Annotated in this window: 20 protein-coding genes, 1 tRNA gene, 1 other RNA gene and 2 pseudogenes; 13 read left to right on the forward strand and 11 right to left on the reverse strand. The window is 57.7% G+C overall.

The genetic code is table 11. The features are described from left to right. Nucleotides 1–351 precede the first annotated feature (351 nt). Entirely contained in the window at nucleotides 352–1746 is a 1395-nt protein-coding gene (locus BMY29_RS07090) for an FAD-binding oxidoreductase (RefSeq protein WP_049988502.1), read from the forward strand. A 569-nt stretch (nucleotides 1747–2315) separates the two neighbouring features. Here BMY29_RS07090 and BMY29_RS07095 read toward each other — a convergent pair. Beyond that, complete coding sequence (locus tag BMY29_RS07095) at nucleotides 2316–3560, reverse strand: S8 family peptidase (protein WP_049988503.1); 1245 nt, start codon at nucleotides 3558–3560, stop codon at nucleotides 2316–2318. A gap of 462 nt (nucleotides 3561–4022) precedes the next feature. On the opposite strand from BMY29_RS07095, the pseudogene BMY29_RS21705 reads away from it, so the two are divergent. The 4 genes and pseudogenes from BMY29_RS21705 to BMY29_RS20545 form a co-directional block, all read left to right on the forward strand. Beyond that, nucleotides 4023–4840: pseudogene (locus tag BMY29_RS21705) on the forward strand (tyrosine-type recombinase/integrase); the annotation flags it as partial. A gap of 15 nt (nucleotides 4841–4855) precedes the next feature. After that, nucleotides 4856–4990: a hypothetical protein gene (locus tag BMY29_RS21655; protein ID WP_338141470.1), complete on the forward strand. Its 135-nt coding sequence runs from the start codon at nucleotides 4856–4858 to the stop codon at nucleotides 4988–4990. Between the two features lie 540 nt (nucleotides 4991–5530). Next, nucleotides 5531–5779: a hypothetical protein gene (locus BMY29_RS07105; protein ID WP_049988504.1), complete on the forward strand. Its 249-nt coding sequence runs from the start codon at nucleotides 5531–5533 to the stop codon at nucleotides 5777–5779. Between the two features lie 117 nt (nucleotides 5780–5896). Then, nucleotides 5897–6838 (forward strand): hypothetical protein, encoded by a 942-nt coding sequence (locus BMY29_RS20545; RefSeq protein WP_143067664.1) that lies wholly within the window; start codon nucleotides 5897–5899, stop codon nucleotides 6836–6838. Nucleotides 6839–7821: 983 nt separating this feature from the next. Here the strand turns inward: BMY29_RS20545 and BMY29_RS07115 are convergent. Both BMY29_RS07115 and BMY29_RS07120 read right to left on the reverse strand, forming a co-directional pair. Continuing rightward, nucleotides 7822–8244: a DUF7992 family protein gene (locus BMY29_RS07115; protein WP_049988505.1), complete on the reverse strand. Its 423-nt coding sequence runs from the start codon at nucleotides 8242–8244 to the stop codon at nucleotides 7822–7824. A 214-nt stretch (nucleotides 8245–8458) separates the two neighbouring features. Next, nucleotides 8459–9058 (reverse strand): DUF5789 family protein, encoded by a 600-nt coding sequence (locus BMY29_RS07120; RefSeq protein WP_049988728.1) that lies wholly within the window; start codon nucleotides 9056–9058, stop codon nucleotides 8459–8461. A gap of 347 nt (nucleotides 9059–9405) precedes the next feature. On the opposite strand from BMY29_RS07120, the gene BMY29_RS21660 reads away from it, so the two are divergent. Next, on the forward strand, nucleotides 9406–10005 hold the full coding sequence (locus BMY29_RS21660; RefSeq protein ID WP_338141400.1) for a hypothetical protein: 600 nt from the start codon (nucleotides 9406–9408) through the stop codon (nucleotides 10003–10005). Between the two features lie 952 nt (nucleotides 10006–10957). Further along, nucleotides 10958–11677 carry a DUF2270 domain-containing protein gene (locus tag BMY29_RS07130; protein WP_049988506.1) on the forward strand — a complete coding sequence of 240 codons (720 nt, stop codon included), beginning with the start codon at nucleotides 10958–10960 and terminating at the stop codon, nucleotides 11675–11677. A 69-nt stretch (nucleotides 11678–11746) separates the two neighbouring features. Here the strand turns inward: BMY29_RS07130 and BMY29_RS20550 are convergent, their stop codons facing one another. From BMY29_RS20550 to BMY29_RS07140, 3 genes and pseudogenes are all read right to left on the reverse strand, one after another. Next, on the reverse strand, nucleotides 11747–12145 hold the full coding sequence (locus BMY29_RS20550) for a hypothetical protein (RefSeq protein ID WP_143067665.1): 399 nt from the start codon (nucleotides 12143–12145) through the stop codon (nucleotides 11747–11749). A gap of 235 nt (nucleotides 12146–12380) precedes the next feature. Continuing rightward, nucleotides 12381–13009: pseudogene (locus BMY29_RS07135) on the reverse strand (IS6 family transposase). A gap of 364 nt (nucleotides 13010–13373) precedes the next feature. After that, nucleotides 13374–13448, reverse strand: a tRNA-Arg gene (locus BMY29_RS07140). A gap of 170 nt (nucleotides 13449–13618) precedes the next feature. Here BMY29_RS07140 and BMY29_RS07145 point away from each other — a divergent pair. From BMY29_RS07145 to BMY29_RS07160, 4 genes are all read left to right on the forward strand, one after another. Then, nucleotides 13619–13807 carry a DUF7511 domain-containing protein gene (locus BMY29_RS07145; RefSeq protein ID WP_049988507.1) on the forward strand — a complete coding sequence of 63 codons (189 nt, stop codon included), beginning with the start codon at nucleotides 13619–13621 and terminating at the stop codon, nucleotides 13805–13807. 177 nt (nucleotides 13808–13984) lie between these two features. Then, a complete protein-coding gene (locus BMY29_RS07150; protein ID WP_049988508.1) occupies nucleotides 13985–14842 on the forward strand; it encodes a geranylgeranylglycerol-phosphate geranylgeranyltransferase in 858 nt (285 codons plus the stop codon). 183 nt (nucleotides 14843–15025) lie between these two features. Further along, nucleotides 15026–15658 (forward strand): RAD55 family ATPase, encoded by a 633-nt coding sequence (locus tag BMY29_RS07155; RefSeq protein WP_049988509.1) that lies wholly within the window; start codon nucleotides 15026–15028, stop codon nucleotides 15656–15658. A 57-nt stretch (nucleotides 15659–15715) separates the two neighbouring features. Then, the gene (locus BMY29_RS07160) at nucleotides 15716–16126 is read left to right on the forward strand and encodes a CoA-binding protein (protein ID WP_049988510.1); all 411 of its coding nucleotides are present in this window, start codon (nucleotides 15716–15718) and stop codon (nucleotides 16124–16126) included. 49 nt (nucleotides 16127–16175) lie between these two features. On the opposite strand, the gene BMY29_RS07165 is transcribed toward BMY29_RS07160, so the two are convergent. From BMY29_RS07165 to BMY29_RS07175, 3 genes are all read right to left on the reverse strand, one after another. Continuing rightward, nucleotides 16176–17342: a class 1 isoprenoid biosynthesis enzyme gene (locus BMY29_RS07165; protein ID WP_049988511.1), complete on the reverse strand. Its 1167-nt coding sequence runs from the start codon at nucleotides 17340–17342 to the stop codon at nucleotides 16176–16178. 103 nt (nucleotides 17343–17445) lie between these two features. Further along, complete coding sequence (locus tag BMY29_RS07170; RefSeq protein ID WP_049988512.1) at nucleotides 17446–18426, reverse strand: PLP-dependent cysteine synthase family protein; 981 nt, start codon at nucleotides 18424–18426, stop codon at nucleotides 17446–17448. Nucleotides 18427–18760: 334 nt separating this feature from the next. Next, entirely contained in the window at nucleotides 18761–19102 is a 342-nt protein-coding gene (locus BMY29_RS07175; RefSeq protein WP_049988513.1) for a DUF5798 family protein, read from the reverse strand. A gap of 160 nt (nucleotides 19103–19262) precedes the next feature. On the opposite strand from BMY29_RS07175, the gene BMY29_RS07180 reads away from it, so the two are divergent. Then, nucleotides 19263–19397, forward strand: coding sequence for an Hsp20 family protein (locus tag BMY29_RS07180; RefSeq protein WP_241471231.1), 135 nt, complete (start codon nucleotides 19263–19265; stop codon nucleotides 19395–19397). A gap of 164 nt (nucleotides 19398–19561) precedes the next feature. Continuing rightward, nucleotides 19562–19873: signal recognition particle sRNA (gene ffs, locus BMY29_RS07185), an RNA gene on the forward strand. Between the two features lie 204 nt (nucleotides 19874–20077). On the opposite strand, the gene BMY29_RS07190 is transcribed toward ffs, so the two are convergent. Both BMY29_RS07190 and BMY29_RS07195 read right to left on the reverse strand, forming a co-directional pair. Continuing rightward, complete coding sequence (locus BMY29_RS07190; protein ID WP_049988514.1) at nucleotides 20078–21028, reverse strand: mechanosensitive ion channel family protein; 951 nt, start codon at nucleotides 21026–21028, stop codon at nucleotides 20078–20080. Next, nucleotides 21025–21273, reverse strand: coding sequence for a YhbY family RNA-binding protein (locus tag BMY29_RS07195; RefSeq protein ID WP_049988515.1), 249 nt, complete (start codon nucleotides 21271–21273; stop codon nucleotides 21025–21027). Before BMY29_RS07195 ends, BMY29_RS07190 begins: the two co-directional genes overlap by 4 nt. Between the last annotated feature and the right edge of the window lie 8 nt (nucleotides 21274–21281).

The following is a 21281-nucleotide window of genomic DNA, read 5'->3' on the forward strand; positions in this document are numbered from 1 at the left end:
TATCCGATCCGTCCCCGCAGGAGTTGTACGTCACTCGGCGATCGATTTTCTCGAAGGCAACCAGTTTGGCTGCACGCAAATCCCGGTGGCAGCCACTCGCTCGTCCATCGAACGAATCGACCTTTGAGATTTCGACCATCGATCGAATCGTCCTTTGCGGTGTGCGGCGTCCGACCGTCTCGTCGGGCTGGTGCTGAGAAGTTACCTAGGAATCCATCGATCCGAAGAAGCCCGCCCTCGTCGTGCACCGCAGTGTGTCTTTGCAGCGGTTGCACGACCAGCAGCGGCTGCGGAATTCCCACTCGATGCCTATCTATTCCTCGTGATCGTACCTCGCTTGAGGCGTGACTAATGACCATCAACGCTCCGATCGACGAGCGCGAATACGACACGCTCGAGCAACGACTCCACGGCGAGGCGCTCCAACCCGGAGACGACGGCTACGACGAGGCTCGATCGATCTGGAACGCGATGATCGACCGGGAACCGTCCGTCATCGTCTGCCCCACCGGGGCAGCCGACGTGATGACCGCGGTGACGTTTGCCCGCGAGCGCGACCTCCCGCTCTCCGTCAAAGGCGGCGGCCATAACGTCGCCGGTAACGCCATCTGTGACGACGGTCTCACGATCGACCTGTCCTCGATGTCGTCGGTGCGGGTCGATCCCGCGGCCCAAACCGCTCGCGTCGGGCCCGGTGCGACGATGGCCGACCTCGACCACGAGACGCAGGCGTTCGGTCTCGCTACGCCTGGCGGCGTCATCTCGACGACCGGCGTCGCCGGAGTCACGCTCGGCGGCGGGATCGGCTGGCTCAGCCGTAAATACGGCCTCTCGATCGACAACCTTCGGTCGGTCGATGTCGTCACCGCGGACGGGGAGGTCGTAACCGCAAACGAAGACGAGAACCCGGATCTCTTCTGGGCGATTCGCGGCGGGAGCGGCAACTTCGGGATCGTCACGTCGTTCGAGTTCGACCTCCACGAGGTCGGCCCGGAGGTGCTCTTCGGACCGATCGTCTACCCGTACGAGGACGCACCCGACGTGTTTGCCCGCTACGAGGAGTTTACCCGTGACGCGCCGCGGGAGTGCACCGTCTGGGCGAACAGCGTCGCGGCGCCGCCGCTCCCGTTCCTTCCCGAAGCGGTCCACGGAACCACGGTTCTCATACTGATGGGATTCTACGCCGGCGATCTCGACGAGGGCAAGGCGGTGCTCGAACCGCTCCGCGAGTTCGGTGAGCCCATCGCCGACGCCGTCGAACCGATGCGCTACACGGAGGCCCAGAGCCTTCTGGACGACCTGTACGCCGAGGGGGCTCGAAACTACTGGAAGGCGCCCAATTTCACGGCGCTCGGCGAGGAGACGATCGACACCATCCTCGAGTACGCCGAACGGTCCCCGACCCCGCAATCCGAGATACTCATCCATCAGGTCGGCGGGGCCGTCAACGATGTCGCGTCGGATGCGACCGCATACCCCCACCGGGACACGGAGTTCATCGTAACCGTCGCCGCGCGCTGGGAGGACCGGACGAAAGACGACGAGTGCATCGCGTGGGTGCGAGAGTGTCACGACGCGCTCGCTGAAACCGCGACGGGCGGGACGTACGTCAACTTCGAGGGCGACCGCGAAGGCCGTGAGCGGAACGCGTACGGCGAGAACTACGACCGACTCGTCGAGTCGAAACACGAGTACGACCCGGAGAACCGCTTCCGGTTGAATCAAAACGTGAAACCAGCAGACTAGGTGAGTAGTGGGTCGTGGACGCTCCATACTCACCCACCGCAATTGACAGAACCCGACCAAAACGCTCAGCTGTTATTAAATAGAAGGTACAAATGCGGCGCTAAGTGGTTATACGGCTCGTACCCCTCAATAGCGGAAGTTGAACCGATCGATCGCGGTATCCTCGAATCTAGATCATAGAGATCTACGACCGTTCAAAATGGCCGAAACTCTTTTTCAGAGTCCCACTTCCAGTTCAAGCTATCGAACGAAGGCAACGGCGCTGCGTTCGATTGGAGAATCACTCCGCCATTGTTAAGTGATCATGCTCCTCGAAAGTATGGGAGCTGAAGGCTGTTTTCGACCGACGAAAGCATCGCCCTCTCGCGGTTCCCACGATGTATGACACGACATATGTGTGGCTCCTGTTAGGTTTTACATCGGCACCACGAACCATGAGTCTGAAGCCGATCGAACATACGACGCGCTCAAGGACGGATAAACTTCCGCTAACCAGATATCGGGAATTCTACTTTCTTCCCCCTTCTGCTGAGAGTGTCACCGAGGTACTTTCGGTGCGGCCCTCGAAATCAGTGGGTCGTCTTGCTTTTCTCCTGTTTGTTCTTCAGGTGGGTCGCAACGGCTGCGGCGTTGACTAGACCAGCGCCTTGTTCTTCGGGCGGGAGACCGATGTCCTCTGCCGTCTCCATCATGAAGGTTCGCGCTTCGCCAGCAGTAAACCCGAGTGCCATCAGTAATGCACCTGTCCCACTCACATGTGGTGACGCCATCGATGTCCCGCTGAGTACGCCGTAGTTATCGTTCGGGAAGGTCGAAAGGACGTCCACACCGGGTGCCGCGAGCTCGATTTCGGGACCGAAGTTTGAGAACCACGCGAGTTCGTCGTCGGAGGTCGTCGCGCTCACCGCGAGAACTTCGTCCGCAGATGCGGGATAGCTCACCGGACCGGCCTCGTTTCCTGCTGAGGAGATCAGTAAGACTCCTTGCTCAGACGCAAACTCGACGGCAGCCTGGACAAGTGGCGAGAACGGCCCGCCTAAACTCATGTTCGCCACATCGTACCCCTGTACAGCGGTCCAGAGGATGCCAAGTGCGACATCCGAAGCGAATCCGATCCCGTTCTGATTCAGCACCTTCGCGGCATGCAGTGTGGTTTCCGGCGCCACGCCGAGAACACCGAGCTGGTTGTCAAGCGCACCGATCGTTCCGGCGACGTGCGTTCCGTGACCGTGATCATCATCCCACGGTGCATCGCAGTCTCCTTGACACGGCGTGAACGCAACCCCCTCACCCACGCTTGCGGACAGGTCCTCGTGCGTGGAATCGATTCCCGTATTGATCACCGCGACATGAGACGTTTCGCCTCGGATTCCCTTCTCGTGTGCAACCGGCGCACCGATCCGATCAACGCCCCAGGGGACTATTTGGCCGTCTGGATCGTGGACCCGAATCTCCTGTGGCGGCAGACCGGTTCGATACCGCGGATCGGCTTCTATAAACTCGATGGGGTCAGCCTCGGAGAGTTCCTGCAACCCCTCGGGAGACGCCTCAATGGTGACCGTATTGAGTGGATCGATATCATAAATGACCTCTTCTGCCACGGCTTTTGCTCTCTCAGCTCCCCTCTCGTCGGCATATTCAACGTTGAATCTGTCTTGGCCGTCGAGCGTGCTCAGTTGCTCCTCCATTCCAGTATCTTGTGCTTGGATACTGGTCGCACCTGCGATCCCGCCCAACGTGAGACCTGCTGCGCCCACCGTTTTAAGGATATTCCGCCGGCTGAGATTGCCGATGTCCGCTATCTCATCAGGCATGTCAAACTAGTCAGAGATATTCGTGTAAATCGTATTATTCCAACTACCAGTAATTCAGCAACAGCTAAAATAGTAGCATCAAGAACTCACCAAGAGTTCTTTTCAATTTCTTGTGTATAAATTAAACAAGTGAGCAGATTTCCTGTGTATATTCGTATTACAAGTTTTGTAAGTAGAGGATATAGTCCATCAGTTACTGAACGCTTTTCGAAATAGGCAGTGAATCCTGGCGAATCGCAGGACGACAGGGATCCCCGTTCGATAATCGAATGAAATCAAACGCGCGATCGGCGGATTGTTTATAAATTATGTACTGCCGTCTTCCGAATGTGATTCGTTCAAAAACGAATGGGTGCTGCAGGCACTAGTTCGAGTGTCGAACGAATCGACATTTGAGGTGTGAGGCGTCCGAAATCGGACGTCTCAAAACGGTAATTCTGGGGAATCGCGTGGAGATGACCAATGAGTCTCGAACCAATCGACCCCGAACACGCACTCGAACTGTACTTAGCCGACCGTGAAAACAGTGTCACCCAAGCGACGATCTATTCACATCGTTCACGACTGGGCCACTTCATCCGGTGGTGCAATGAGGAAGGAATCGGGAACTTGAACGAGCTATCAGCCCGCCAGCTCCACGAGTTCCGGATCTGGCGGCGTGTCGAATGCGACCTGGCACCGGCTACCGAGAAGACCCAGATGGACACGTTACTAGTCTTCATCAAGTGGCTGGAATCCATTAATGGCGTTGAACAGGATTTGCACACGAAGGTGCTGTTCTCCGGCGCTGACTGGTAACGACAACATCCGAAGCGTGATACTGGACTCAGAGCGAGCTGAACAGATCTTGGAATACTACGGAAATATGAGTACATGTCGCGGCCGCACGTGGCGTTGGAACTAATGTGGCACACAATGCTGCGGGTCGGTGCAGTCCACGCACTGGATTGTGCCGACTACGATCCTGTAAACCAGGCTCTCGAAGTAATCCATCGTCCAGAGACTCGAACACCACTGAAGAACGGTGAAACGGGAGAACGGTTCGTCGCGCTCTCGGAAGACGTCTGTGAGGTGCTCGACGACTGGATCGAACAGCAACGACCAGCAGTCACTGATGAACATGGCCGTGAACTACTCGTGACAACGCCGGAAGGGTGTGCTCACACAACACCCTTCGCGGCGACTGCTACCGGTACGCTCTCCCGTGTGTCCCGACGAGAGAGTGCCCGCACGGGCGCGAAATGGAGGAGTGTTCAGCGGCCGACTACGACGGCGCTTCGTCCGACGTGGCCGTAATGGACCCGTTCGAATTCTATTCGAACGACGGCCGCCAGCACTGGTGGCGCTCGGATACACGGGACGCCTGGTTCGCGCGAAACGTCTACGTCCCGATGAGTACGACACTCGGCGATTCGCGCGACGAGTTGTGAGATGAATAGCACGACAACCGACCGGCGGCACGCGACAACTCCCGATATAATACAACCATGAGTTCCAACCCCAACGATCCGACAAACGACAGCGAAATCGACGAAATAAGTATGAGCCGGCGCGACACGATAATGGCAGGCGCAGCGGCTCCGATGTCATTTTGGGATCGGTTCGAACTGTTCGGCGAGGAATCGGAAGCGAGTATGACATCCTCCGCATCCTTAACGCCGAAACGCCAGTCGATGAGGAAGTCACTAAACTCGATTTCGGCGATAACCTTTCGGTCGAACAGACTGGCGAGGACGGCGTCCGAATCGATGCAGCGGCCAGTGGTGGCGACAGTTCCTTAGCGGAATGGTCTGAAACCGACACTGGTGTGCTCTCAGGCCCCTCGCTCAACGCGGGTGAAATAAATAGCACTCTCGAACTTATCGGACCCGATGACGACATAGCTACTATCAATTCACTACTCTCCGAACAAGGAACGATCCTTCTTTTCGAGACCGGAAGACACGATTTAGCTGACGAAAGGGTACGATATGCTCACGAACATGGCCGGTAAACTCGCGTGGCTCAAGCAACGCGGCGACCTCAAGCAACGGGTCGTGATCGAACGGATAGTTGTGACGACTAAGCAGATTGAAACTCTGGACCTCCCGCGGAAGCCGATAGAGGAGAGTATGGCGGCCGGGACTGGCGGCGATGTACCGCTACCCAAGGATTCAATCTATGGTTCAGATCGATCCGACATTGCGAACGATACAAGCACTAATAAAACAATTAAGTGAATATATCTAATTAATTATTGTAATGGTATTAATTCAGTATACCCATGGGAGCAGTACCTATAGATAACCAATAGACATATCCAAAGATTTATTAGTTATTGCACGTGTTTAACTAATATGCAACGTAGGAAATTGCTAAAAACTACTGGGATTGGTCTTGTAACAACTGGTACCTTTGTTGGTCAATCATTAGGATCAACACAAAGAGATGATCCTAAAAGTATTAAAGAGGATATGATAGAAGCAACAAAGACTCAAAGAGATGAGGGAGAGAAAGCAGCAGACGACGTCTTAGAAGATAATGGTTATCGTACCTCTAGGAAAAATTATAAAGTTAAAAATATAAAATTAGGCCAAGGTACTAACGGGGAAGACCTAGACATCGAGGAAGAAGATCAGGAAGATGGAATAGGTATCGAGTCAATTGAGGATCCGGATGATGGGGGTATTGGATTAATTATGAGAGGAACAACTAGAGATTCGTCTGATATATATACATTCCAACTCCAATATGATTATCATTTTGAGTTCTATCGTCACGCTGATCCAAACGGCGGTTGTACTATTGAGGACATCAGTTATGGTGTTGATCCAAAAGATGGAGTTGGTCTTTTTTATAAAAACCCAGAATCATATTGGAAACTTGCTACTGATAATGTTCAGGATGACATTATCACAATAGGAAATACTGAGTTTTCTTCAGATGCGTCATCTTATACTGATGGAAAAATCGGGTTTAGAGCCGACGATAAAGAACTGTATAAGTCCTGGTTATCTAGCTTTAGTGATTATCCTTGTGTAGATGAGGGACGATACATTAATCAAAAATTTGGAGGTACGTCCGCTGTAATGCTTAAACCACTTGGGGACTACTCCGAAACACAAAGAGCTGTTTATATGAGATATACCCATGCTCATGACTCCTTTGCAATTAGTCCCTCACTTTCACTTGGGATACCACCAAGCGTTTCAATCGAAGGCTATAACAGTGTTGACCAAACAGAGATAGCTGAAAAACCAGATGGAGACGTTCTAGTTATTCGTCAAGAAGACATATAATACCTCCCCCCCCCAACATCTAAATAACTATTATGATTTCATTAGTTTTATTATGGGTGCATTTATCAAGTCCTCGTATCTGCACTTGAAATGAAGTACCTTAGCAGAGTTAGAAGGGAGAAAAATAGTCCACCAATCACCATTAAAAAAGGAATATCATTTTCTTCTACAGCGCTTAATTGTGTGTAAATCATTAATATCCCACCTACTAACGATATATGCATCCCAATAATGCTAATATGCGTTTTATCCATGACTATATCTACTCACAACCCCAATTAATAATTTCGATTAAAGGACGATGTTTAGTAAATATAAAATTATATTAGTGATGGTCACAAAAAGTAGAATATATCTAATCCCCATCTAGTCGTAGTCCAGTCGGAACATAGCTCACCAGCAATATGCTGCACTAGCTGTCTCTTTGGCACTACTAAGCGCGACTGAGTTCCTGGGCCTGGCGATAGTTCACAGGCAGTCACGAAGTAGCGGTCGATGATCTTCCCCGCAAGATGGTTCGGTTATCGGAGCCACTGACGGGCACTCGAGCGCACGTGTCTGTTGACACTGTCTTGCCTATTATTCACCATATGATTATTTGCCTCCGGGCTGTTCTTGGCTCTACCGAATCGCATGACGGGAGTGACCGGTTCACAAATCATGACGAACTCCAGCCAGGGTGGCGGCAGAGAATTTATATACACCATGCCGCCAGCTAATGGATTCGAACCGTGACGAAGTGTGATGGGCGCTGCAGGCTCTAGTTCGACCATCGAACGAATCGACCTTTGAGGCATGAGGCGGTCGAACTCGAGCAACTGAGAATAGGACTGATAACAACCATTTGATACTCTTGCATCTCCATGCGAGATACATAGCGCATAGTCAGCATGTTCCGACCGCAATCGAGGAGCAGGGGCGATTGCTTATTACAGAGAAAATCTATATCTCGGACGCCGTCGAACAGGCTGTAGTGACTGGAATCACTCCTCGCGTTTACCGTACGTTTCCTCACCCCAACCATAGTCGGACGCTTCGTCGTTCCGTTCGAGGTAGTCCTCCAGTACCTCCTGTACCGCTCGGCCGAGATCCTCTAACTCACCGTCAATCATTGAAACCGTGCTCGAATCGAGCGACTCAGTCGCATTTCGCTCCCGCCAGTCGTCCGAAATCATTGGGGCGTCGAAGCGAAGGCGGTCTTCGGTTGGGTCCCAGTAGAAGTCGAACGCTTGGAACAGGCCGAGGTCGCTGACAATTCGAACGTGTTCTTCATCGAGATTCGTGTACTCGGTCCACTCGTTGAATCCCTCCTTCCACGCACCCTCCTGAAGCAGGTCTTCGATGTCCTCGCGGTAGAAGTCCTCTGACCCGAGCGTCTCTTCTTGCCACTCGAACTCGCGAGGCATTCCTCGGTTCGAGAGGTCTGGTGGTTCCGGCACCTCTATATCGAGCGCCATAACAGTGGTTTCACTGGTAACACAATAAAGGCATAGCAGTTCCAAACGAGACGGAACGAGACGCCTCTCGCAAGAGAATATCCCGTTACTGGATAGAGGGCGCGTATCGGTCACGCTTGGAACTTGACAGCAGTCATTGTAACGATCGCCCGTGATCGTCGGTCTATATCCCGAGCCACTCGTCGTTTCGGACCTGATATCCGTTCGCCCGACAGAACTTCGCCGCTTCTCGGCGTACCGCCCGGGACGTCGGGAGCGTTTCTTTGTCGCGGATTTGCTCGACGATCCAGTCGCTGATGGCTTGGATCCCTTCATCGTCGTCATCGGCGTCGATCGCTTTGAGTTCTTGGAAGGTCTTCTCGTAAGCCTTGCGCTGTGTCCAACTGAAATCCGTATTCCGAAGCGTCTTGCTGGCTTCCACGACCCGTTTCATGGCCGCGGCAACTGTCGGCCGCTGTACCTGCACCCGGACGGCAGCTGGAGAGTCGAACGTCTCCTCGTCTGTCTCCGGTACTAGTTCCTCGATACTGTAGCTCCCCTCGACCGATTCGATCTTACGATCGCCGATCGCCGCGGCGACCTCGATCCCCGTCGCCGGGAATGTCAGCTCTTCAAGTTCCGCCTCAAAATCGGCGAGTTCCTCCGCTTCCACCGATGGCTCTATTTCGTCCCCGCGCTCCAGTTCTGTGGCAATTTCACGCTCTTGCTGGCGTCTTTCAGCGTCGTGTGCTTGCTTGTCTCGACCGCGCTTATCGTCTGCCATCCTAGAATTTTGGCTCTCCAGCCAGATAGCTCTGTGGTCGGTAACAGGTACTCCTAAACGTTTACACCAGTCATTAAAATCGAGTGTATCGGTCATCGCTCGACAGGTCGACTAGTTCACTGAACACCAGTGGAATTACCGGTGTTTGAGTTCTGAAGCCATCCTCTGTATTCAACACGGTATTCCTGACAGAATCTGATGTGATTTCAGCCTGAGTTCTCTTATCCGGCGCAAGCAGAGAACTGGCCGTCAATCGGCGATTGATTTTCTCAGTGTGGGCCAGTTTGGACGTACGTGGACCCCGGTGGAAACTACCTGTCGTTCGATGATCGAACGAAAGCAGAATCGTGCCCATTCGACCGATAATCACCGCGCTGATTGGCGATTATCGGACGTCAAATGTATGGGCGCTGCAGGATTTAGTTCTGCGAGACGGTCCCGGAATAAATTCCGCGCTGCGACTCGCTTCGTTCGCAGACCACAAGGGCCTGCTCACAACCCGCGACCTCAGTTCCAGGCGCGAAACCGCCGCGCCGGGCATCCTGATGTGGCCGAAGCATAACTATAGGCAATTATTGAGCTATGCGAGTCGCTCGCTTCCGAATCAAAAACAGCCGTCAATCTGCGAATCGATAACAGTCGCCTTTGCGACCCGTGCATGCAGATTCGTTAAAACATCAACAATAGGCATGACACGAACCCCCAACAATAGGGAACTGATTCCCACCGAACCAAGCGAAGCACTCCAACTATACATCGACGACCTCGAAGTCGATGGAGCAGCACAAGCCACCATCTACAGTCACAAATCACGGCTCGGCCATTTCGTCAGATGGTGCAACGAAGTCTCCAATATCAATAACCTCAACAACCTAACCGGACGCGACATCCAGAAGTACCGGACATCCAGAAGTACCGGAAATGGCGACGTGACGATGGTGATCTGAACCGAGTCAGTGTCAAAACCCAGATGGATACTCTCCGCCGGTTTATCCGATGGTGCGAGAGTTCAGATGCAGTTCGCCACGATCTCCATCTCTCCGTCCGATCACCTGATCTTGATGACGGAGACAATCAACGAAGCGAAACCCTTCCAGAAGAGCGATCAGAACCAATCCTCGAATATCTCAGCCGTTACCACTACGCATCAGTCCAACACACCGTCATCGCATTGATGTGGACGACATGCGCCCGTGTCGGCGCTCTCCACGCTCTCGATCTCGACGATTACGATCCAAAGAAACAATTCATCCACTTCGTCCATCGACCGGACACAGAAACCCCTCTGAAAAACAAGGAAGACGGTGAGCGATACGTCTCTCTCGATTCAGAAATGTGCCGTATCCTTGACGATTACATCGAACACAATCGCCATGAGGTAGCCGACGATCACGGCAGAAATCCACTATTCACATCAAAACAAGGACGATGACATACAACCAATCTAGGTCATTCGTCTACCAATGGACTCGGCCATGCATTATCGGAGATGAGTGCCCTGTGAACCGTGATCCAGAAACCTGCGAAGCAATAGATAATCAGCAGTCGTATAAATGTTCTGAGAGCGTCGCACCACATGCTGTGCGCCGTGGTGCGATCACGCGCTGGCTCCGAGAAGAAGTTCCACCAGAGGTCGTAGGAGACAGAGCCAATGTGAGTAAGCGAGTAATGGACCTACACTACGACCAAATGACAGAGGAGGAACGAGCCGAGCAAAGACGCGACTGGTTCACAGACACCTGATCGTAAAAGCAGATAGTACTATGATTTCTTTATTTAGGATTGATGGCGAAATTGATGTTCAGTAGAGATGCGTACTGTTCAATGTTCTCCAGTACATGACACTCAGATTACGCCGTCACCATAACTGCTTATGGAGCGAGGAGATGTCTCTCCTCTATGACCGATTCGGGTAACGACGAGTTCGACCCAACAGCACCAGACCAACGGGAGATTGGCCGCGAAATGGTTGACGACAGTACGGGACTCGGTTCGGTGATGGCCCACGCCTATCGCGGAGAGATAGACCGAGTGGGGACATGGCGGCAGCGCCTCGACGAGTCGACGACGTGGGCGGTGACGCTGATGGCAGCAATCTTGACGTGGGCGTTTTCGAGTACCGATAATCCACACTATATCTTGCTGATCGGGATCGTTATCGTCACCATCTTTCTGGGCATCGAAGCACGGCGGTACCGGGACTACGATGTCTTTCGCTCTCGTGCCCGAGTCATCCAAGAGAACCTGTTCGCAAACGCCCTCGATCCGTCCCAAGGCACCGAAAGTCACGACTGGCGAGCGGAACTGAGCAGTGACTATCGTAGGCCGACGCTGAAAGTCTCGTTATACGAAGCACTCGCAAACCGACTCCAGCGTGTGTACCTTGCTCTGCTCAGTGTCCTCTTGGTCGCATGGGTCTTCAGGATTACAGCGTTCGCGCCGCGCCAAGACTGGCTGACAACCGCTGAAATCGCCCGTATCCCCGGGATTGCTGTGGTTGCCGTTGTGGGTGTGTTCTACGTCGTACTGCTGGGCATCACCTTCTGGCCCCGCGAGCGCCATGCCAAGGGTGAATTTCGTGAAGGGGACACGGACGACTGGAAAGAGACAGACCGATAAATCCGTTCTCTGTACTGAGCAGTAACTCTGGATGCTATAGTATCCTTCAGAAAGAAACCGTATTCTCAACTAGTCATAAACAGAGGCTTCTCTCGGAATTTCTGACTGCCAACGTCCGCAATTTGGTCGCTTTGCAAACATCCATCCGCTCTCTGAGTTCCTGAATGGAGTCTCTACAACTGTTTCATCTACGATCTTGATTAATGCATCCGTTAGGTCATGGAAATCCACCAGCACGAACTCTACTGCTGTATTATCCGTCATATATCGTAGCATCGCAGCATCACCGATCCGAAGGACATGAATGCGATCACGGTCATCTATTGTTAGTCTATCTTGGATCACTGAATCATCTTCAGGACCGGACACAGGCCACAGTATCGCTTCAAGAATTGATGATGCAGCAAGTTGCTTCCCGAGGGACTTCTCTACGAGAATACCGTGGGGAACATCATCCATGTAGGCCATCACATAACCACCTCCCCATCGGTCTCTTCGTATAAGATTGAGAGCGTACACTGGTGGCACAGATCAACGGATTCACCGTCGATACTAATTGGGTATTCGGCTGTCGTATCCCCGCAATCGTCGCAAATTGGTTTTTTCTTCGTCGACATACGTATCTATACCCGTAGATAGGATTGATGGGCACTGTCTAGTTTAGCACCTCCGCTGGTGTCTGTCCGCTAAGTGATTGGTGCAGTCATTGTGTGTTATAGTAGTGTACGAACTGTTCAAGCCATTCTCTGACGCTCGCCCGACTGCCCACCCATGAATTTGGAAGCGGTCAACTCGCATCTTAAGAGTGTGAAACCACTTTTCGATCAGGTTTCGATCAACATAGTCGAGCTGACCGCTCAACCCTAATCGGGAGAGGGCAGTCAGGTAGCCGTAGTCATCGACGAGAAACACCGTCACGGTGAGATCGTGTTTCTCGGTTAATCGATGCAGGAACGCAGCGGCTGGATCGGTGCCTCGTCGTCCGAACACTGCAACATCGAGAATGAGCCGAGAGTCTATGTCTATTGCAGCGTATACCCAAGACCAGTCACCGTTAATCCTGACAGCGGTCTCATCAATGGCGATCCGCGACGGCTTCGCCGTCGACGGGTCTGAAACGCTGTCAGCCAGCCGATGTACCCAGTGCCAGATTGCTTGATGAGATCGTTTGACGTCTATCAAGCGAAGAATCGCTTGTGTCTCTCGAAGCGAGCACCCGGTCGCGTGGAGGCGGACGGCGAACACCCTGACGGGCGTCGCCGTCCGCTCACGCTCCCAAGCTTCATCAAATTCCGCCGCGTAGCACTCGCTGAGCAGGTCTGCGAGCGTCATAGCCAAACTAGCTCTACGACCTGCTCGTTTCTCAAACCGCGCTAACTAGACGGTGCCTGATATAGCGTTTTCTCATATATTCACAATATCTACTAACGTATGTAAAATTCAACCAATCTTCATTGTCGTGAGCATTCGTATTGAGGTTAAATCCAGCCTTGTTATCTATTCACAAACCGTAATCTACAAACATTCAGCCCCCGTCTTTTGCACTGAAGAATCGCACGACAGGATAGAGGCATAGGCTCAAGCGACACGCCACGTCATTAACGCAAATAATGCACTCCCACCACTCACGATGATTCAGAAGGTAGCAACCCCAGAAAAGCTAAATTGGCTTGCTGGGCTTCAATACGTATGTGGATGGGCGCTGCAGGATTTGAACCCGCGACAGCTTGGTCCGAAGCCAAGTACTCTGTCCAGACTGAGCTAAGCGCCCTCACCGTTTCGTTCCTGGCGGGACCGTATAAGTCACTCGATTTGTTTGAGGTCCGCCAGGCGCGACCACGTCCCTCACTCGCACCACTCGCGGGACTTGCGAAGAATTCTCAGTGACTGACAATCGCCGCACGGGGTCTTTGGGATGGAGTCCCAACGAGTACCCGTGTCATGACGGTCAACGAGGCCTCCCCTTCCGACGAGGTGCAGTCCGGTGCGGCGCCGCTCGAGTTGCTCGCCGACAAGGGCGACGACGGCGTCTGGACCGCCGTGCCCGCCAACGCGACCGGTGACGAACGGGTGAGTAAGTGGCTCGAGATCGACGCCGACGCGGTCTGCGATCTCGATACCTGGCGGTGAGCCCGAGACCGAGTCCGATACCGACCCGCCAGGCCGGCGCTGGCCTGGTCCGATAGCGAACCGGCGCGAGCGCCGACTCGATCGAGTCGATTCGGATTTGCTTTCTCCGCTATCAGCAGGCCTTCGTGCCACCGGCGGATCGTACCGTTTAACCACCGCGACTGACCAGTTGCTCCCATGACAGCGGGGGAGACGGTCCGCGGGTTGCTCGAGTTGACGCGGCCGGTGAACGTGATCGCGGCGAGCGTGCTGACGTTCATCGGGGCGTTCGTCGCCGGCGGCGCGGCGTCGGCACCGACGGCGGTCGCCACCGCGGTCGCCGCGACGGGCCTGGCGGTCGGCGCTGGAAACGCGATCAACGACTACTTCGACCGGGAGATCGATCGAATCAATCAGCCCGACAGGCCGATTCCCCGGGGAGCGGTGAGCCCGCGCGGTGCACTCGCGTTCAGCGGACTGCTCTTCGCCGGTGCGGTCGCGTCGGCGGCGTTACTCCTGCCGCGCCTGGCGATCCTCATCGCGGCGGTCAATCTCGTCGCGCTGGTGGCCTACACCGAGGTCTTCAAGGGGCTGCCCGGGCTCGGAAACGCGCTCGTGGCGTACCTGGTCGGGAGCACGTTTCTCTTCGGGGCCGCGGCGGTCGGTAACATCGGGTCGGCGGTCGTCCTCTTTCTCCTGTCGGCGATTGCGACGCTGACGCGGGAGGTCATCAAGGACGTCGAGGACGTCGAGGGCGACCGCGAAGAGGGGTTGCACACGCTCCCGATCGCGATCGGGGAGTGGCGGTCGCTCGCCGTCGCCGCCGGCCTGTTGCTCGCGGCCGTGATCGCGAGTCCGGTCCCGTTCCTCCGCGGGGACTTCGGCGTCGCTTACCTGGCGGTGGTTGTCCCCGCGGACGTCGTCATGCTCGTCGCGGCCTACGAGAGCTTCGAGGACCCGACCGCCGGCCAGTCGCATCTCAAGTATGGGATGTTTCTCGCCGCGCTGGCGTTTATCGTCGGACGGGCTGCGATTTCGGTCCCGATGCTCGGTTAGCCGATTGCACGTCGAAGCCGGCTGGACCACGGGGGTTCGAAACGCCCGAGTGTAATGGAGGTAGTATGATCAAAAGTACTATATGCCGGTTCTCGTATTTTCATACAACACGCCGGACGCCTGAGGGGGAGTGAGTCCGGCAGTGGTCGTCGCTACGACGATCCATGGGAGAGAGTATCTGGTATGTATGACCTTGCAGATGTCCTGCCGGACGCCGAACTCGACCCGGGGACGAACGTACTCGTCGCGGGCCCGCCACTGACGGGGAAACGACGGATCGCCTTCGAAATCCTCGCCAGCGGTGCGAACCGCGATGACGGGTCGATCGTCGTCACCACGAAAGACAGCGCCGACAAGGTCCTGGAGGGCTTTGACGAGTACGTCGAGGAGGGCGTCGTACCCGATATCGGCGTCGTCGATTGCGTGACCAAACAGCGCGGGATCGGGACCATCGACGACGATCCGCGGATCAAGTACGCCTCCTCGCCCGTCGACATGACCGGGATCGGAATCAAGCTCTCGGAGTTCCTCCAGGAGTTCTACGAGACTCGCGAACTCACGGAGAACCGCGTGCTCTTGCACTCCGTCTCGACGCTGTTGATGTACTCCGACTTACAGACCGTGTTCCGGTTCCTCCACGTCTTCACCGGTCGGATCCAGAGCGCCGACGCGATGGGACTGTACGTCATCGACTCGACGTCACACGACGAGCAGACGATGAACACGCTCAAACAGCTGTTCGACGCGGTCATCGAGGTCACGGAGACGGCCGACGGCGAGGAGCCCGAGATCCGAACGGCCGGGCTCTCGACGTAGCGCTCCGCGGTCACCCCGATCCCGAGACGTTTACTCGTGGACTTCCTACATCGAGCCATGCCAGTCGAATCCGCGGACGAACTCGAGGAGATTCTCGCGTCCGAAACGATCGCCGTCGTCGGCTGCTCCAGAACGCCCGGCAAGGCCGCCCACGACGTGCCGAAGTACCTGCTCGATCACGGCTACGACGTGATCCCGGTCAACCCCCACGCGGACGAAATATTCGGCCGCCAGGCCGCCGACTCCCTCGCGGCGGTCGAGGACGAGATCGACGTGGTCTGTGTCTTCCGGCCCAGCGAGGAGGTCGCCGGCATCGTCGACGCAGCCCTCGCGCGCGACGACGTCGACGTCATCTGGACCCAGCAGGGCATCCGCGACGACCAGGCGGCGGCCCGCGCCGAGGCCGAGGGCCGACGGGTCGTCCAGAACCGGTGCATGAAGGTCCAGCACCGACGGCTCGTCGCCTGAATCGGTCCGCGACACTCGGCAGTCGACAGTCGGGAGTCGGGGGCGGTAGTCACGGCGTCGCCGTCGACGCGCCTCGCAACTCCGCGAGGGCGTCGTCCAGCGTCGTCGGCATCAGCGAGTCGGCCAGCGTCCCGACGTGCCGACAGAGGACCGCCGTCCGTACCAGGCGGTCGTCCGGCAGGTCGGCCAACGTCGCGCTCGCGTCCTCGGGGTCGACCGGGACGGCGATCGGGAGCGCATCGAGCCGGTCGGCGACGAAGGCGCGCCTGGTCGCCGCGTCGCCGGTCAGGTGCTCGCGGAGCGCGGGCCGGGCCGTTGACGGGACGGTCTCGGCGACCGGAACCGAACAGACCGACTCGCGATACCACGTCAGCGCGCGGAACGCGGCGTCGAGCAGCGCTCGGTCGGAGTGCTCGAGCGACGCCCACAGGTCCGCGGCGGCGGCGTCGATCGCGGCCCGGCGCCGGTCGACGAGGTCCCGGAGGCGGTCGGGCACGTCGGAGGCGAGAACCGCGTCGACCAGTTCCTCGGTCGAGCGATACGCGTCTGGATCGCCATCGAAACAGACGAGCGGCAGGGTCGCGACGTCGTTGTCGATATCCGCCGGGAGGTCCGCCAGGTCGTCGATGATGGTCAGTACGAACAGGCCGTTCGTCGCGATCGTCCGGACGGACTCGAGTTGCGTTTCGGAGTAGGACCCGGTCGCGCCGACGAGGTCGGCCGCGAGGTCGCCCCAGACGCTCCCGCGGGCTTCGACGCGAGCGATTGCGTCGTCGACGGACGCCGTCGTTGCGTCGAACGTCTCCTCCGCGAGTTGCCCGGCGCCGATCTCGCGGATCGTCTCGAGGACCGGGGTCAGGTCGACGTCGGCCGGCGCCGCGCCGACGGCGTCGATAACGTTCGCGAAGACGAGGTCCCCCGCCGAGATGTGTTCGTTCAGCCGTCGCTTTCGGTCGCCGGACCACTCGTCGGCGGCGGTATCGGTATCGACACCACCCTGATCAATCGCGTCGTCGTGGAGCGCACTCGCCGCGAAGCAATCGGTCGGGATCGACGCGAGCGTCGCGGCGAGATCCTCGCCGTCGGTCTCGAGAGACGCAAAGAAGTACGTGAACGTCCCCAGCAGGCCGCCCTGATCAGCATAGTGCTCGAGTTTCGTCCGGAGGGCGGGCGAGACCGCCGCGTCGGACGGGAGGGCGTCGGGCAGCCGACTCATATCTCCACTCCTGTCGGGGCGGTTTAAAGAGTGTACTGGTCGGCGACTGCCGGACGCGACGCCGGGACGGTCCCTGCGGGGTCTCCCGCCGCGGGAACCCGTCTTACGAAGTCCACTCCTCGAACGACCGGTAGATCCCCTTCGAGAGGTAGCGCTCGCTCGAATCCGGGAAGATCGTCACGACCGTCTCGTGGGGCGCCTCGACGTCGCCGTCGGCGATCTGTTGGGCAACTCGTTTCGACGCGACGCTTGCGGCCCCCGCGCTCGAGGCGACCAGGTGGCCCTCCTCGCGCGCCAGGCGTTTGAGTTCCGCGTGGGCGTCGCGATCCGCGATGGCGAGGACGTCGTCGATCAGATCGGGGTCGAACAGTTCGTTGGTTGTGGTGTCGTGGGTGCCGATCCCCTCGATCTTGTACTCGGCTTCCTCGCGGTCCTCCTCGAAGAGTTCGCCGTACACCGAGCCCTCGGGTTCGACGGCGACGACGTGGGTGTCGGGATCCTGTTCGAGCGCGTAGCGGGCGATTCCCATGAGCGTGCCGGCGGTGCCACACCCGACGACGACCGCGCCGACCTCCCCGTCGAGCGCCTCGTAGATCTCGGGGGCGGTCGTCTCGTAGTGGGCCTCCGCGTTCAACGGGTTCGAGAACTGCTGGGGGACGGCGGCGTCGTCGAGTTCGTCGGCCAGATCGTGGGCGCGCGCGATCGCCCCGTCCATGCCGTCCTCCGTGGGCGTGTTGATGACCTCGGCGCCCAGCGCCGCCATCAGCTGCTGTTTCTCCACGCTGAATCGCTCCGGAACGACGAAGATTGCGTCCAGACCCAGTTGTTCGGCCGCGATCGCCAGGCCGATGCCCGTGTTCCCGGCGGTCGGTTCGATGATCGTCCCGCTAGGCGGGACGTCGCCGCGCTCGAGCATTCGTTCGAGCATGTACTGGCCGATGCGATCCTTGACGCTGGCCCCGGGGTTGAACGTCTCGAGTTTCGCGTAGATCGGGACCCCCTCGGGACCGTTCTGGAGCCGAACGAGCGGTGTTCGACCGATCGTCTCGAGCACCGAATCCACCGGCTCCTCGTGGGTCGTCATTACGCTGGCAAATGTTGCCTCCGTTGTTAGATCTTACCTTTACAATCGCGAGTGGGAGGAGACACCGTCTCACTGCCGCTATCGCGGCGACGACTCGTTTCCGAGCGGACGTCGGATTGTGAGTGGGGAGCGGGGCTGATCAAAGAGCGCTCCCTACCAGACGATATCTACCGATCACAGTTGACCGCCGCGACCGATCGAATTCCGGCCGCGAGACAGAGAACTGTGGGTCTGAATGTGAAGATTCCGCGCGCCCACGGCCGGTCACGCCCCGATAGGGGACACAGGACGCGACGACCAGGCCGTGCGGTTCGTCGACCGGCCGGCTACGCCGTCACTCGGCGGTCGCGTCGGAGGCGTCGCTCGCCGTCGAGTCGTCCGCGTCGGAGTCGGTCGCGTCGCCGGCGTCCGCCTCCGCGTTCGCGAATTCGGCCTCGTCGATCGCCGCTTCGGCCAGGATCTGCTCGCCGTCGATCCCCTGCTCCTCGGCGATCGCCAGCAGGAGTTCGCGCTGCTCGGTAAGCTGGTGGTCCATCCGCGTGACCGTGTCGTGCGTCTCGTCCATTTCCTCTTCCAGGCTGGTGATCCGCTGCTGGAGTTTCTGTACCTGCTTGTACATCGCCTCGGCCCGATCCGAGAGGCCCTGAATCTTCTTTGCAGTACTGCCGAGTCCCATATGCAAACGATCTGTCGCAGAGCTAATGGGCCTTTTCCTCCCTCGGAGCATACCGGGCGAGACCGGTGCGTCGCCCGGACGAGATTCGGTCGCCCGATGACGATCGGTATGGGGTCGGAGATCAGCGTAAAATCCGACCGGGTTCGAGAACATCCGTCGTGTGTGTCGATACGTTCCTGACTACTCGACTGACGACGAGGCCATCAGCGCCGAGTACACCAACGGCGTCCTCGAAGTCCGGCTGCCGACCGCCGAGACGACGGCCCGCGGCAAGGAGATCCCGCTCGAGGGCTAAGCGGCGGCGGTCCGCCGTCTCTTCCTCGAATGAGCTGCCTCCATCGTTCTCGTCCCGGTTCGGTTCTCGTTCCCGTTGCCGGTAAATCGGCTCCCGAGTCCGGTCCGGGATTGGAGTCCGAGCCGGGAAGGCGAAAGGTCCTTAAGTACCCGTCCACTATGATGGGATGGACTAGGTCGGGCAGTTTGGCCCTGCTCACTACCCGCGCTATGGTCATTAGCGGGGACCGAACACCGTAGGCGTCCGGTCCGACCGGCCGGGGCCTCGGGAGCCAACAGAGAAGCCTCGTCCGTCGGGGACAGCGGTCCGCGATGGCCGTCCGCAGGGACGTCCCATCGCGGTTAGTCGGCGACAGCCCATCAGGCGCGGAAGCGAGCAGTGGACCGCCGGACACCTGTCGCTCGACGGGTCGCGGGGTGGAGAAGGCAACCGAGATTCCCCCGGTCGGAACGCCGGGCAACTGCGGCCGTCCGCATTCATACCTGATTTAACGCCGCGTGAGCGGCGGCGCTACGCGCCCTGCGCACGCGGTGAACTGTCGATCGAAAGCACTCCTCCTTCCGTTCGTTTCGCTCACGTCGGTCGTCGCGAACCCCACTCCCAGCTATCGAGGTGACGGCTCGAAGCTCTCTCGATCCGGTGTGAACGGAACGAGAAGAAACCCGGAATCGAGTATCGTGTTACTCGGCCGGTTGCACGACGCTCTGTCCGCTGTCGCTCCCGAACGACAGGTCGCCCTCGAGCGTGCGAACGGGGTAGGGGATGTCGATCCCCTCCTCGTCGAAGCGACGTTTGACCGCCGTGACGTACTCGCCGCGGATGCGGACGAAGTCCGCGCGGTCGGGGTTCGCGATCCAGAACCGCGACTGGAGCCCCATGTCGGAGTCGCCCAGTTCCGTCAGGCGGACCGACGGGGCGGGATCGTCCATGATGTTGGGGTGCTTCTCCGCTTCCTCGACGATGATCTCGGACGCCCGATCGATGTCGTCGTCGTAGCCGATGCCGAAGACGAACTTCAGCCGGAGCTTGTCGGCGTCGACGGGGTTCTTCAGCACGTTGTCGGTGAGTTCCGTGTTCGGCACCGTGAGCAGTTCGTTATCGAACGTCCGGACGCGCGTGACGCGGAAGCTGATGTCCTCGACGACGCCTGAATAGGTGCCGTCGTCCCACTCGATCCAGTCGCCGATCCGGAACGGCTTGTCGGTGTAGATGAATGCGCCCGCGACGAAGTTCGAGAGCACGTTCTGCATGGCCAGGCCGACCGCGAGCGTTCCGGCGGCCGCGATCCCGGCCAGCGACACGAAGAAGTTCCCGAAGCCGCCGAAGCCGAAGGCGACGGCGATCGCGACGAAGAGGACGCCGAACCGCGCGAGCATCAACAGCGGATTCTGGGCGTGTTCGTCGAGGTCGCGCCTGTCTAAGGCCCGTTTGACCAGCGGTAGAATCAGGACGCGACCGACGATCCAGATCGCGACGAGCGCGATGAGAAATCGAATCGCCCCTTCGGCGGCCCCGGCCTGGGCCGCGGTGAGTCCCGCGTCTTCGAGTGCTCGACCGATCAGTCCCAGATCCAAGTCCCCGCCCCCGTTCCCGGCCTCGCCCTGAAGCGGAACGGCAGGGATGGCGCTCATCGGTGGAGCACCGCAGTGTGTCCGCGCGTGTCGATGAGGTCGGCGTTGACGCGGTCCGCGAGGTCCGCCGCCTTTTCGTCGGTCGAACTCCCGGCGCGAGCCGCCCGCAGGAATTTCACTTTCACCAGGTCACGATTCGTCAGCTGGTCGTCGAGTTCGTCGACGACGGATTCGATGCCGCTCTTGCCGACCCAGACGGTCACGTCGAGGTCGTGCGCGCGGCGCTTGAGTTCTTGTTGGTCCATACCCCTGT

Source organism: Natrinema salifodinae, from assembly GCF_900110455.1.
Lineage (GTDB): Archaea > Halobacteriota > Halobacteria > Halobacteriales > Natrialbaceae > Natrinema > Natrinema salifodinae.

Excerpts from the sequence above, each read along its gene's own strand:
- BMY29_RS07090 (WP_049988502.1), top strand. The coding sequence starts at position 352 with ATGACCATCAACGCTCCGATCGACGAGCGCGAATACGACACGCTCGAG.
- BMY29_RS07115 (WP_049988505.1), bottom strand. The coding sequence starts at position 8,244 with ATGCCTCGCGAGTTCGAGTGGCAAGAAGAGACGCTCGGGTCAGAGGAC.
- BMY29_RS21655 (WP_338141470.1), top strand. The coding sequence starts at position 4,856 with ATGGACCCGTTCGAATTCTATTCGAACGACGGCCGCCAGCACTGGTGG.
- BMY29_RS07095 (WP_049988503.1), bottom strand. The coding sequence starts at position 3,560 with ATGCCTGATGAGATAGCGGACATCGGCAATCTCAGCCGGCGGAATATC.
- BMY29_RS20550 (WP_143067665.1), bottom strand. The coding sequence starts at position 12,145 with ATGGCCTACATGGATGATGTTCCCCACGGTATTCTCGTAGAGAAGTCC.
- BMY29_RS07190 (WP_049988514.1), bottom strand. The coding sequence starts at position 21,028 with ATGAGCGCCATCCCTGCCGTTCCGCTTCAGGGCGAGGCCGGGAACGGG.
- BMY29_RS07160 (WP_049988510.1), top strand. The coding sequence starts at position 15,716 with ATGCCAGTCGAATCCGCGGACGAACTCGAGGAGATTCTCGCGTCCGAA.
- BMY29_RS07175 (WP_049988513.1), bottom strand. The coding sequence starts at position 19,102 with ATGGGACTCGGCAGTACTGCAAAGAAGATTCAGGGCCTCTCGGATCGG.
- BMY29_RS20545 (WP_143067664.1), top strand. The coding sequence starts at position 5,897 with ATGCAACGTAGGAAATTGCTAAAAACTACTGGGATTGGTCTTGTAACA.
- BMY29_RS07165 (WP_049988511.1), bottom strand. The coding sequence starts at position 17,342 with ATGAGTCGGCTGCCCGACGCCCTCCCGTCCGACGCGGCGGTCTCGCCC.
- BMY29_RS07170 (WP_049988512.1), bottom strand. The coding sequence starts at position 18,426 with ATGACGACCCACGAGGAGCCGGTGGATTCGGTGCTCGAGACGATCGGT.
- BMY29_RS07145 (WP_049988507.1), top strand. The coding sequence starts at position 13,619 with ATGACGGTCAACGAGGCCTCCCCTTCCGACGAGGTGCAGTCCGGTGCG.
- BMY29_RS07105 (WP_049988504.1), top strand. The coding sequence starts at position 5,531 with ATGCTCACGAACATGGCCGGTAAACTCGCGTGGCTCAAGCAACGCGGC.
- BMY29_RS07155 (WP_049988509.1), top strand. The coding sequence starts at position 15,026 with ATGTATGACCTTGCAGATGTCCTGCCGGACGCCGAACTCGACCCGGGG.
- BMY29_RS07130 (WP_049988506.1), top strand. The coding sequence starts at position 10,958 with ATGACCGATTCGGGTAACGACGAGTTCGACCCAACAGCACCAGACCAA.
- BMY29_RS07150 (WP_049988508.1), top strand. The coding sequence starts at position 13,985 with ATGACAGCGGGGGAGACGGTCCGCGGGTTGCTCGAGTTGACGCGGCCG.
- BMY29_RS07120 (WP_049988728.1), bottom strand. The coding sequence starts at position 9,058 with ATGGCAGACGATAAGCGCGGTCGAGACAAGCAAGCACACGACGCTGAA.
- BMY29_RS07195 (WP_049988515.1), bottom strand. The coding sequence starts at position 21,273 with ATGGACCAACAAGAACTCAAGCGCCGCGCGCACGACCTCGACGTGACC.